10 protein-coding genes are annotated in these 12,458 nt (G+C 69.3%); 8 read left to right on the top strand and 2 right to left on the bottom strand.

Annotation, left to right across the window (positions count from 1 at the left end):
* The first annotated feature begins 103 nt into the window (after positions 1-103).
* Positions 104-685, top strand: a complete 582-nt coding sequence (locus tag AB0I73_RS38120; protein ID WP_363044995.1) for a hypothetical protein — start codon at positions 104-106, stop codon at positions 683-685.
* 135 nt (positions 686-820) lie between these two features.
* Positions 821-1,630, top strand: coding sequence for a transposase family protein (locus tag AB0I73_RS38115; RefSeq protein ID WP_363044996.1), 810 nt, complete (start codon positions 821-823; stop codon positions 1,628-1,630).
* Between the two features lie 17 nt (positions 1,631-1,647).
* Here the strand turns inward: AB0I73_RS38115 and AB0I73_RS38110 are convergent, their stop codons facing one another.
* Entirely contained in the window at positions 1,648-2,277 is a 630-nt protein-coding gene (locus AB0I73_RS38110; protein ID WP_363044994.1) for a hypothetical protein, read from the bottom strand.
* 277 nt (positions 2,278-2,554) lie between these two features.
* Between AB0I73_RS38110 and AB0I73_RS38105 the strand changes: the two genes are divergently transcribed.
* The 5 genes from AB0I73_RS38105 (at position 2,555) to AB0I73_RS38085 (ending at position 9,865) form a co-directional block, all read left to right on the top strand.
* Entirely contained in the window at positions 2,555-3,742 is a 1,188-nt protein-coding gene (locus AB0I73_RS38105) for a radical SAM protein (protein ID WP_363044993.1), read from the top strand.
* Positions 3,743-3,772: 30 nt separating this feature from the next.
* Positions 3,773-5,734: a DegT/DnrJ/EryC1/StrS family aminotransferase gene (locus tag AB0I73_RS38100; protein ID WP_363044992.1), complete on the top strand. Its 1,962-nt coding sequence runs from the start codon at positions 3,773-3,775 to the stop codon at positions 5,732-5,734.
* Positions 5,731-8,217 (top strand): dTDP-4-amino-4,6-dideoxy-D-glucose ammonia-lyase, encoded by a 2,487-nt coding sequence (gene desII / locus AB0I73_RS38095; RefSeq protein WP_363044991.1) that lies wholly within the window; start codon positions 5,731-5,733, stop codon positions 8,215-8,217. The genes AB0I73_RS38100 and desII overlap by 4 nt, the downstream gene beginning before the upstream one ends.
* Positions 8,218-8,456: 239 nt before the next feature.
* On the top strand, positions 8,457-8,840 hold the full coding sequence (locus tag AB0I73_RS38090) for a hypothetical protein (RefSeq protein ID WP_363044990.1): 384 nt from the start codon (positions 8,457-8,459) through the stop codon (positions 8,838-8,840).
* Positions 8,841-8,857: 17 nt separating this feature from the next.
* Positions 8,858-9,865, top strand: a complete 1,008-nt coding sequence (locus tag AB0I73_RS38085; protein ID WP_363044989.1) for an IS3 family transposase — start codon at positions 8,858-8,860, stop codon at positions 9,863-9,865.
* 112 nt (positions 9,866-9,977) lie between these two features.
* On the opposite strand, the gene AB0I73_RS38080 is transcribed toward AB0I73_RS38085, so the two are convergent.
* On the bottom strand, positions 9,978-10,835 hold the full coding sequence (locus AB0I73_RS38080) for a hypothetical protein (protein ID WP_363044988.1): 858 nt from the start codon (positions 10,833-10,835) through the stop codon (positions 9,978-9,980).
* A gap of 685 nt (positions 10,836-11,520) precedes the next feature.
* Here AB0I73_RS38080 and AB0I73_RS38075 point away from each other — a divergent pair.
* Positions 11,521-12,237: an IS6 family transposase gene (locus tag AB0I73_RS38075; protein WP_363044987.1), complete on the top strand. Its 717-nt coding sequence runs from the start codon at positions 11,521-11,523 to the stop codon at positions 12,235-12,237.
* Positions 12,238-12,458: the final 221 nt, after the last annotated feature.

The following is a 12,458-nucleotide window of genomic DNA, read 5'->3' as shown; positions in this document are numbered from 1 at the left end:
CCCCACGGACGTCGAACTCGCCGCATGACCCCAGCAAGTCAAACCACCCCAAACCAAACCTGGACGCCTTGACGAAAGACATAGAGGCACCCCCCCCGAGCTGGTGGCCTTTTCCCGTCGGCTGCCGCCGTCCGCCATCGACTGCGCGCATCTGGGCGAACTGCCCGGCGTACGGGCCGAGATCGAGAAGGCGGAACGGGTCCTCCTCCTGGGGTCCTCCGAGGGCTGGCCGGCCGGACTGCGTCGGCCGAGCGCGGAGATCAACCCCTTGCCCGGCGCCCAGGACAGGGCAACGGCTCAGCTGCTGGGCACCCGGCTGCCCTTCGTCGAGCCCGCCTTCGACCTCGTACTGATCACGGATTACTGGCGTGCGCTGCCCGAGCGGACCCTGTGCCGGGTGCTGGCCGAGGCGCTGCGCTGTGGTGGTCGGCTGCTCCTGCTGAGCGGGGTGAGCACGTCCCCTCTGCCGGCGCCGGACCCCGCGCTGGCGCGGGCACTGGAGCGCAACGACCGCCCCTTCTGGGAGTTCACCGTCGGGCTGGCGCGCGAGTTCCACCAGTTCCGGTTCACCCAGACCGACCGAGGGGCGGCCGCAGGGGCGGACAGCAGGGTCGTGCGAGCCCTGACGGCGCAGGTTCGTCCCTGGACCCGCTCCTCGCTCACTGACGTTTTCTCAGCGAAATGATCTACGCGAAGCGGCATGAACCACTCCATGCGCGAGCAGACCGGACGGACCGGGCCTGGCCGCGGACAGACGTAAAGCCCCTGGTAGGACAGGTCTCACCACAAGATCATGTCCGTAACCACCAGAGGCTTCACGTTGGTCACCTATGCTGCCACGCTCGACGTCCCGCGCCATGTCGTGGACCACCTCTCGCGTCTGCTCGCCGCCCACCGCCGCCGAATCGGCACCCCGCGCAACAGCCGCGCGCTCGGCCCGTTCCGCCAGGCCGTCCTGGTCCTGCGCTGGTTCCGCGAACGCGGCTGCGTCCACTGCCTGGCCCGCGACGCGGGCATCTCCCAGGCCACCGGCTACCGCTACCTGCACGAAGGCATCGACGTTCTCGCCGCCCAGGCCCCGGACCTGCACGAGGTCCTGGACCACTGCCGACACGAAGGCATGACCCACGTGATCCTGGACGGCACGCTCATCGAAACGGACCGCCTCGCCGGCGCCCGCGACAACGGCAACGACTGGTGGTTCAGCCAAAAACACAAGGCGTTCGGCAGAAACGGGCAGTTCCTGGCCGCCCCGGACGGCATCCCGCTGTGGGTCTCCGACGCCGAACCCGGCAGCGTCCCCGACATCACCGCCGCCCGCATCCACGCCCTGCCCGCGCTGTACAAGGCGGCGGCCGGCGGCCTGCCCACCCTGGCCGACACGGGCTACATCGGCGCCGGGATCGGCATCCTCCTCCCGGTCCGCCGCCCCAAGGGCCAGTCAGAGCAGGCCCTGGACGCCGACACACGAACCACCAACAGCCTGATCCGAGGCATCCGAGCCCTCGGCGAGCGTGCCGCCGCCGAGCTCAAGCAGCGCCGGCGCACGCTGCAGCACATCACCCTCAGCCCCGGCCGAATCGGCGACATCGCCCGCGCCGCCCTCGTCCTCAACAGAATCTGGAAATGATCGCTGCCGAGAAAGAGTCAGTGGAACACGATGGCGTGGCCGCCGGCGATGCTTGCCAGGCATGCCCGGTAGAGCAGAGACCAGGCGAAACGCTCCGTCTCGAACGGTCTGTCAGCCGCAAGACCCACAACCGGCCCCGCCTCCCCCGAACCGGAGAGAGCGCCTTCGTCGTCGAGGTTGATGCCGAGCGACGGTGCGATGTCTGAGAGTTCGGCCAGCAGGCGGTGGCTGGAGCCGACCATTCCCCCGCCCTCGACTTCCGCCTCGTCGGGGAGGAAGAGCGGATCGTGGAAGTCGACCGGCACGTAGTAGCCAGCAGTGTTGGAGTGACAGAGCAGGTGGGAGGAGAGCATCGACATCTCGTCGTCGATTTTCTTGCAGTCTCGGTCGTACTGGAGCCTGCTGACAGCCGCAGCGGGTGTGACGGGTTCGCCGCGGTTCGTGAGCACCAGAATGCGGTCCAGCTGGGTCAGATAGCTGTAGGGGAAGCCGCCGAAGAAGGTGTGGGCACACGGCGGATCGGTGATCTCCGGCTCGTGCCAGCTGATGCCCTTCGCCATGAGCGCCTGACCGAGACGGGCGAAGGCACGGCGATGGTGGTCGAATCCCTCGGCGTCATTGCGAGCCAGGTCGTAGAGGAGTCCCACTGATATCGAAAGCCCCATGGGTCCACAGCGTAGGAGCGACCTCTGGCAGCGGCAGACTCGCCGCCGCGGTGACAGCCTGCTCGGGGATGCGCCGACGTGCCGTGGACCAGCGAGCGCCAGGCCAACTCCACCCTGGTAATCATCGTTGAGAAAACCTCACTGATGTGTTCACCAGTCCTTCGGTCTGACCCGAGTGCCGGCGCACCCCTGTTCGCGGGACGGCCGCCCTCCTGAGAAAGGTTGATCGACCATGGATGTCCCTACGTCACACAGTGGATTGACCGGCAACCGGCGTGACAGCAACCGGCAGCTGAAAACGGCGGAGTTCGAGCGCGGGGCGACGGTGCTGAAGAGCCGTCCACGCGTCCTGTTCATCGAGCTCACGGAGAACTGCAACCTGTCCTGCCCGATGTGCCGGTCGGCCGCCAAGTTCGACAGGGCGAAGAACATGTCGCGCGACCTGTTCGAGCATGTCGCGTCGGAGTTGTTCGAGACCGCGGAGATCGTGGATCTCCGGGGCTGGGGGGAGAGCACGATCCTCCGTGACTTCCCGGAGTACGTGGACAGGACACTGGCGTACGGCTGCCGCCTGCGGCTCGTGACCAACCTGACGGTCCCCAACGAGGAACTGTGGCGCAAGCTCATGCGTCACAAGGCGCTCATCGCGGTCTCGCTCGACGCCGCCGAGCAGAGCACACTGTCCGTGCTCCGGCGGGGCGCCAAACTCGACGTCATCCTGCGGAACCTGGAGATCCTCGCCGACGAGGGGAAGGCGTGCGGAACCGGCACGGACAACGTGCACCTCAACGTGGTAGTGCAGCCCGCGGCACTCGGTGAGCTGCGGGAGATCGTCCGGCTCGTCGGCCGCCTGGGATTCCGTGTGCACCTCAACCCGCTCAGCGCAGGGCACGACGACCCCGACAACCTCCGCTTCCACCGGCAGGAACTGGCCACCGCGCTGCGGGAGACCGCCGAGTTCGCCGAGGCGGAGAACGTAGAGGTGCGCCTGGCCGCCGCACTGGACGAGCTGTGGGCCCTGCCCCAGCACGCCGCCCATACCTGCACCCATCCATGGATGTACTGCTACGTGAATCACCAGGGGATGGTCGGGTTCTGCGACCACCTCATAGGGGAGCCCGGCGGCAGGTACCTCCTGGGAGACCTGAGGACCCACTCGTTCGAGGAGATCTGGAACGGTGACGCGTACCGACAGCTGAGGGCCGAGCACGTCCGCTGGGAACAAGGCATCTTCAAGCGCTTCGAGGAGTGCAACTGGTGCTACCGGAACCGGTACACCGACTTCGAGCAGGAGACCTATCCGCCCTACGAGAGCCACACCGTCCCGCTCACCCCTGGCTCCTGCCCCGCCATGGGTCCCGCCCCCACGCACACTCCCGCCTCGGTTCCCCGACGGCTGCTTCCCGTCGTCGAGGCCACCACACGGTCGTCGACATGTGGCAGCTAGTCGCGGATGACTTCTGAAAGGACTCCACCGATGCACCGGGAAAACTGGCCTGCCTGGCCGGAGATTGACGAATCGTCGTTGCAGGCGCTGTCCGCCGCGATGCTGAGCGGCCGGCTGTCCGTCAGCGGAGCGAAGAGCGCCTGGGCGTCGCGCAACCGGCTCGCCGCGGACCGGCTCGCCGCCATGACCGGCCGGCGGCACGCGGTCCTGACGACCAACGGCTCCAGCGCGATCGTCGTGGCGCTGCACGCTCTCGGCATCGGCCCGGGAGACACCGTGCTGCTGCCCGCCACCACATGGGCGGGATGTGCCACGTCCATCCTCAGGGTCGGCGCCACCCCCGTCTTCCACGACGCGTCGCCCGACTCCCCCTGCGGACCTGTGGGGGACGTGGCCGGCACTCCCTCGGCGATTCTGGCCATCCACCTGTACGCCCAGCACTGCGACATCGATGCCTTGCGCGCGCGCCACCCGGGCGTACCGGTCATCGAGGACGCGTCACACAGCCAGCTCGCGCTGATGTCCGACGGCCGCCGTATCGGCTGTCTGGGCGATGTCACCATCATGAGCTTCCAGGCGACGAAGGTGCTCACCTGCGGTGAGGGAGGGGCCCTCCTCACCGACGACCCCGAGATGGCCGCACGTCTGCAGTCCGCGGTAATGGACTCCCGGCGGTTCACCGACGAGGTGGCCGCCACCGCCACGCATGACCTGGTCGCCGCCGGGCGCCTGCACGGCGCCAATCACGCCCTGTCGGAGACGGCCGCGGGTCTGCTGCTGGATCAGCTGGGCAAGTTCCCGGCCCAGGCCCGGCGTCGGGCCGAAGGCGCCACGTCCTTCGTCGAGCATCTGGCGGGGTCGGGGTGGCTGCCCCGGTACGATCCCGGGGCCCTCGCCTCCGGCGCCTTCTACGGCATGGCGCTGCGCGTCCCCGAAGGCGCGGGCACCCCCGAGGAGGTGGTCGCCGCCGTCCAGGAGAAGACCGGCCTGGTGCTGGACCGTGTGTATCCGCCGATTCCGGAAAGTTCGTTGTACCGGCCGGACACGGTCAAGCAGTATCTGGCGGCCTCAGGGAGCACGGAGCGGCCGGTCCCGGTCTCGGGCACCTGGCACACGCGGTACGTGGTGGTGCCGCACCAGGCGTTCCTCGCCCCCGCCGGGACGGTCCGGTCGCTGGCCGAGGTGCTCGTCGCGCTGGAGAGCGGAAGCGAGGCCGCCTTCACCGTGCCGGCCACCGCACCGACCGTCGACGTCGTCGTCATCACCACCGGCGACCGGCCGACGATCAAGGAGGCGCTCGCCAGCGTCGCCACGCAGGACACCGGGGCGACCGTGCGGATAACTGTCTGGGTCGACAGCCCCGAGACCGCACTTCTTGACCTAGACATGACTGCTCCCGACCGGGTCGTCCGCATCTCCACCGACTCGCTGCCCGCCCGTTCGGTCGAGCGCATCGGCATGCTGCGGGAGCTCGCCGTACGGGCCTGCGACGGTGACTACGTCGCCTTCCTCGACGACGACAACATGTGGGAGCCCGACCACCTTTCGAGTCTGCTCGCCCTGGCCGAACAGGGCTCCCCCGCCGTGCACTCCTGGCGGGCGCTCATCAGCGCCGGGGGCGACCCTGCCACCGTGGACCGCTTCCCCTGGCTCTCGCCGGGCGCCGCGGCCGTCGAGCGCCTCCAGGCTCTCTCCCCGCTGGGCGTCATGGACACCGGCAGCCCGGTCGTCCGGGACAGCTCCGACTTCGTGCACGAGGACGCCCAGGGCATGGTCGACATGGGTGAGTGGCTCTTCGACCGCCGGCTGCTGCAGACGCTCCGCCTGCACCGGCCACGCACCCCCCAGGAGGCCGAGCAGCGCGTGGGTGAGGACGACATCCTTCTCGAACAGCTGCGGGCCCTGCACGTCCCCATCGCCTATACCTGCAGGCCCACCCTGCAGTACCGGCTCGGCGGCATGTCCAATCTCGAGTTCGGACCCGCCCTATGACGGGCCCGGACACCCCGGCAGCACGGGCCTCGGTCCCGGGCGCCCATGTGGCCGTGGTGGGCGGCGGCCGATGGGGCAGGATCCTCACTCGTACCCTCGTCGCCCACCCGCTCGTCGAGCGGATCACCGTGGTCACCCGGCAGAACCGGGACAGGTTCGAGCGCCGGCTGGCCGAGTCCCGCGCCGGCGAGCGGGGGGACCCGGCCCGGATCACCGTTGCCGCCGACCTGTCCGAGGTACGGGGCGTGACGGCGGCCGTGGTGGCCACGCGTGCCTCGGAACACTTCGCCGCTGCGGCCGCCCTGCTGCGGGGGAAGGTGCCCGTCCTGGTGGAGAAGCCGTTCGTCGAGACGGCGGCACAGGAGCGCGAGCTCATCGAGCTGGCCGCCGAGCACCGCGTCGCCCTGGGCATCGACCACGAGTTCCTGCTAGCCGCCTGGGTGGAGGAACTCCGCGACCTGGTGGCCGGCATGCCCGCGCCCACACAGGTGGGTTTCGTCTGGCACGAGCCGCGCGAAGTGGTCCGGCACGGGGAGCGACGCCGCACGGACCTGACCGTCTCCGCCTGCCGTGACTTGTTTCCGCACGTACTGAGCGTGCTGACCACGGTGTTCGGTCCCGGTGAACTGTGCTTGGACAGTGCGACGCCGCGCTTCGCGGACGACGGGTTCGACGCCGCCTTCACCTGGGGCGGGGTCGCTGTGCGCTGCCGGATCCTGCGCAACGCCCCCGCACAGGTCCGGGAACTCACCATCGGCTACCGCGACAGTCCGACGTGGGTCGTCGACTGGCGTACCGAGCCGGCGGTGCTCACCGGGCCGCAGGGGCAGACGGTGCTGGGAGCGGGCGGCCCCCGCACGCTCGATCTCGCCGTCGACTCCTTCCTGCGCCACGTGTCCGACGCGGCCGGTGCATCCGAAGGCTCCGACGGGTGGGCGCGGTGGCCCCTTGCGGCCAGGGCCGCGGGGCCGGTGCTCGAAGGGGTTCGCTCGGTGGAGGACGCGCTGGCCGGTCAGGCCCAAAAGGCCGTCCTGGACGCGTGCTGCCGGCCCGAGGCCGACGGTGAGGCCGCAGCGGCCGCCCTGATGCGGTATGTCGCCGAGCCCCTGGAGCGCACGGGTCTGGCTGTTTCCGCGAACGACTGGGACACGGTGAGGGAGCACGCCGGGAAGCTGGTGACGCTGGCCCGCCGGTACAGCACCGAGCCCTTCACACCGCTGGAGGACGCCCGGGCCGAGTTGCGCATGGACCGTGGGTCCTTCGCCCGGCTCGTGGAGGTCCTCCGCACCACGCCGGCCGTCCGGGAGTCGGTGGTGCGGGGGCCCGCCGCCAAGTACTGGACCAACACGGTCCTGCCGCTGGAACGGGCCGGTGCCTTCGACGCCGTACTGGAGAACAAGCCGGCCTTCCCTGCCCGCATTGGTCTGTATCCCGGCCCGACCTGCATGTTCCGTTGCAGCTTCTGCGCCAGGGTGACCGGCGCCCGCTATCATGCGGCCGACCTGGCGGAAGGCAACGCCGCGCTCGCCTCCGTCATCGACGAGGCTCCCACGGCGGACCCGTTCACCTTCTACGTGTCGGGTGGTCTGGAGCCCCTGACCAATCCGGGCCTGGGCAGCCTCATCAGTCGCGCGGCGGAACGCGGCTTCTCCGTGTCGCTCTACACCAACTCCTACGCCCTCACCGAGCACGCCCTGAGGCGTCAGCCGGGGCTGTGGCGGGCCTTCTCGATTCGGACCTCGCTGTACGGAACGGACGAGGAGGAGTTCCGTACGACCACGACGCGCGCAGGCGCCTTCGAACGCGTCACCAAGAACATCCAGGACTTCCTGCGCCTGCGCGCCGAACGCCACGAGCCGGTGCGGGTCGGGCTGAACTACGTGGTCCTTCCCGGTCGGGCCGCCCGAGTGGTCAAGGTGATCGAGTACATCGCGCGTCTCAACACGGCCTCCTCCGAGCGGCCGGTGGACTTCCTCACGCTCCGTGAGGACTACAGCGGTCGTCCCCAAGGAATACTCGCGGAGAGCGACCGGTCGGAGCTTCTGGACGCGCTCTGCCTGGCAGAGGAACGGGCCCGTGAGCTGACGCCGACGCTGGACATCGACTTCGGTTATGCGCTGCACAGCATCAGGGCGGGTGCGCCGGGGCATCTGCCCATGCCCTCGCACACCACGATACGGCCACGGGGATATCCGCAGGTGTCCGTCGTCACGGACCTGCTCGGTGACGTGTACCTGTACCGGGAAGCAGCCTTCCCCGACCTCCCGGGCGCACAGCGCTACATCATCGGCCGGGTGCAGGCCGGAAGGACGAGCCTGGCGGACATCATGGAGGCGTACACCGCCAAGGACGAAGGTGCCAGTCCGCGCGACGGGGACCAGGTGTTCCTGGATGCCTTCGACCAGGTGGTCACCGCGCGCATGCGCCAGCTCGAGTCCGACATCGCGGCGGGATGGCCGGCCCACCGGGGCCTGCTGCGCTGAACATCCGCACTTGTGATGGGTGCCCCTCATTACTGCCCGCTCCTTGAGCGTGAGGAGAGACTGCGCATGTCTGTTGACCCACCCGGCATCGGCCACCATGCCGAGGCCTTCCGCTCGCACGGTTACGCGCATCTGCGTGGTGCGCTCGGCTCCGAGGAACCCCTCTCTGTCAGCCTTGGGTGAGACGCCCCGCTTCGTCGGGTTAGCCTGAGAGGGCACGACAGGAGAACCACCCCCTCATGACCAGCACCAACCCCGCCGAGCCCGACCCGGCCCCCAGGCCGAAGCGCCGTTCCTTCAGCCCGGAGTACAAGCTGCGCATCGTGGCCGAGTACGACGCCGCACCCAAGAACGAGAAGGGCGCCGTCCTGCGCCGCGAGCGCCTTTACCACTCGCACGTCAAGGAATGGCGGGCCGCGCGGGATGCCGGGGCGCTGGAGAAGCTGGTCGACCAGCGCACCAGTCCGGCCCGGCCCAAGAAGTCGGCCGCAGAGACGGAGAACGAGAAGCTGCGCCGCCAGGTGGAACGGTTGGAGAAGGAACTGGCCCGGAACAAGGCCGCGTTGGAGGTCATGGGAAAAGCTTCCGCGCTCTTGGAAATGATCTCCGAGGGCGCGGACTGAGAGCCGCAGCCGACCCGGTGGTCGACGACGCGTTCGCCGGCATCGAGGGCGAGGTGGGCATCACCGCGGCCTGCCGGCTGACCGGCCGCTCCCGGGCCACCCACTACCGCCGGCTCCGTCCCTCACCACCGCGCAGGCCCCGCTCGCCGCAGGTCCAGCCCTCGGCCCTGACGGCAGAGGAACGGGCTGCGGTACTGGAGCTGATGAACAGCGTCGAGTACGCCGAGCTGCCGCCCGCGCAGATCTGGGCCCGCGAACTGGACGCCGGGCGCTACCACTGCTCGGTCTCGACGATGTACCGGATCCTGCGCGAGAAGGGGCAGGTGGGCGAGCGCCGCCGCCAGGCCACCCACCCGGCGAAGACGGTGCCCGAGCTGGTGGCCACCGCCCCGTCGCAGGTGTTCACCTGGGACATCACCAAGGCGGCCGGACCGGTCAAGGGCGTCTGGTATCACGCCTACGTCGTCATCGACATCTTCAGCCGCTACGTCGTCGGCCACACCGTCGAGCGGGCCGAATCGTCCCAGCGGGCCGAGGAGTTGATCCGCGAGGCCATCGTCCGCAACGGCATCGTGCCGAGGACCGTGCACGCCGACCGCGGCACCTCGATGACCTCCAAGAAGGTCTCGCAGTTGCTGATCGACCTCGGCGTCACGCGGTCGCACTCGCGGCCGAAGGTCTCCAACGACAACCCCTACGGCGAGGCCCACTTCAAGACCACGAAGTACATGTCCGACTACCCCGAACGGTTCGATTCGCTGGCCCATGCCCGCGAGTGGTTCGACGCGTTCATCGCGTACTACAACCACGAGCACCGGCATTCGGGGACCGGCTGGCACACGCCCGCCAGCGTGCACTTCGGCACCGCCGAGGAGGTGCGCGACCAGCGGGCCGTCACCCTTGCCGAGGCATACGCCCGCCACCCCGAACGCTTCGGCCGCCGTCCCCGACCACCCCGGATACCCCAGCAGGCATGGATCAACGACCCAGCCAGACGCAGGGAGCCCGCGCCACAAACCTCATAGCGCCACGACCGTCTCACTGGACTTGAAATCTTCCGGGAGGTGTCGTTGACCAAGGAACGGCCCCGGCCGCGCCATCGAAAGGCGTGGCCGGGGCCGTTCGCGCAGCAGGGCTTCAGCCCTTGCGGAGGCGCACCGCTGCGGTCTCGCTCACCCGGGCGGTCGTACCGTAGTTGGGGTCCGTCGCCGAGGCCTGGGCCATGACTTCGACGTCACCCTTTTGGAACGGGGTGGTTCCGGTCGGGTCCGCCGTCGCCGTCCATGCGGCCGGAGTGCCTGGCGCGCAGTCCACCGAGGTGGAGTACGAGCCCTTGATGAGGACCCGCTTTGCGACCTGCGTGACGGTGCCCGACACGTTCACCCGGACCGGCTCGCTGCAGCTCACCGTGCCGTGCACGGTGGCCTTGCCGTTCAGTGTGCTGGCGGTACCGTCGAGCGCAAGGTTCAGACCGAGGTCGAGCTCCGCGGGCGGTGCCGGGTTGTCGATGTGGACCTCGCCACGCAGGGCGGCAGTGCCTCCCTCGCAGTGCTGCTCGAACGTGGCGTCGAGCCTCTGCACGTAGCCGTTGGGCCCGAACACCACGTCGGAGACGGTGAAAGAGCCGGTGAGAGTGTTGCAGCCGCGACCGTTGCCACTGAGGTCGAGTCCGGGCTCGGCGGCCTCGTTGAACGGGTAGCGGGTGGCGCCGGTGTACTGGCCCGGTGCCAATGCCTGACCGGACGGGGCCGCGAGGTCGAGGTACCACCAGTCGCCGTTCGCCCCGTCGACCGAAAGCGAGATGACCCTGTTGTCGGTGCTGCTCGAGACGTCGACCCTGTCCTGCGACGCGGTGGAGTAGGAGTAGGACTGTCCACCGCTGATGTAGTCGCCGGCGTCGCCGCTGAAGCTGAGCGATCCTGATTCGGCGGGCTGGGCATGGGCAGCGGGGCTCGCGAGGAGCCCGGTGGTGCCGGCGGCCAGCGTCAGAGCCATCGTGAATACGACGGCGACGCGGCCGAGAACGCGTCTGGGCGCGTTGAATGTCATAGGCGTCTTCCCCCTGGGGACGAATGATCCGGTGCCGGCGGAAGGTCTCTTCCTGGGCCCCGGCGAGTGTGGCAAGCGCCGAGGCGGAAGGCAACCTATATGTCTCCCAAGGTAGTTGGGGTGATGGACTGCCTGGCGCCCGGTAACCAGCCCGTTCCCTCTTATCGCCAGGGCTCGCAGTCTTTCGTGTTGGTGCGGCGGTGGCGCGAGGCCGGCGGGGACCTGGTCGAGATCGCACCCGGTCCAGATGGTGGGGGTGAAGAAGTCCTCCGGTGCGCGGGCGAAGGAGCCCATCGAGCGTCCGGGGCTGCGGGCTCGCTCCAGCATCCCGACCAGGGCCAACACCGCGCCGGATCGCTGACACAACACTGAAACCACACCGCCGAACCGACGCGGATCATCACGGGTTCGAACCACACGGAACACAACCCGCCCCGGACGAACCTCCGAGCCCGGGGCGTCGGGGACGGCGCTTTGGCGCCCTGCCCCGGACCGGCAGCGCCGCCGCCCGGAGCACCGCCTGGGGCATTGTCACGTTGGCGGCGATCGATGAGGACTGGAACTGGCGCGGTCACGTTGGCTGACAGGATGGGAGGATCCTCGGGCTGGTCACGGTGGAGGGGGACCGCCCGTGGACAGCGCGCCGTCGTACAGGGGGCACCGGTATCCGGTCGAGGTGATCTCGCACTGCGTGTGGCGGTCCTTCCGCTTCCCGCTCAGTTTCCGGGAGGTCGAGGAGCTGATGCTGGAGCGCGGCGTGAGCGTCTCGTGCGAGACGGTGCGGCGCTGGTGCCCGAAGTTCGGTCAGCAGTACGTCAGCGGCCTGCGCCGCCGGCGGCCCCGGCCCGGCGACACGTGGCATCTGAACGAGGTCTTCATCAAGCTCAACGGTGAGCAGAAATACCTGTGGCGGGCTGTCGACCAGGACGGGATGGTGCTGGACATCCTGGTGCAGAGCCGCCGGGACACGGCCGCGGCCCGGCGCTTCTTCCGCACGCTGCTGACGAAGACGGGCGAGGTGCCGCGAGTGATCGTCACGGACAAGCTCCGCTCCTGCGGCGCGGCCCACCGCGAGGTCATGCCCTCCGTCGAGCACCGTTCCCATGAGGGCCTGAACAACCGGGCCGAGAACAGCCACCAGCCCACCCGGCAACGCGAACGGGCCATGAAGGGCTTCCGCAACGTGGGCGCCGCGCAGCGGTTCCTGGCCGCGTTCAGCGGCATCTCACCCCACTTCCGGCCCCGCCGACACCTGATGACCGCGCACGACTACCGAGCCGAGATGTCCGTCCGCTTCGCCGTCTGGGACCAGATCACCGGCGCCGCCGGCCGGCCCGCCGCGGCCTGAGCCCGGAGCCGGAACCCGGCTCCACCACACCCGACACACCGTCAGGCGCTCGCACACTCAACAACGTGACAACGCCAGAACAGTGCCTCCGGCGGGGGATCGGCCCGCACCGGGATGGAGGGGGCTCCGTACCCGCCCGCGGGGCCGTTGTGGTGTGCGTGGGGTGTCGGGGGCTGAGGAACACCGGTGGGACGATGTGCACCGACTGAGGAATGAGGAGA

Source organism: Streptomyces sp. NPDC050388 (genome assembly GCF_040655635.1).
Lineage (GTDB): Bacteria > Actinomycetota > Actinomycetes > Streptomycetales > Streptomycetaceae > Streptomyces.
Note: the sequence above shows the minus strand (reverse complement) of the source record. Positions and strands in the feature narration are given on the sequence as shown.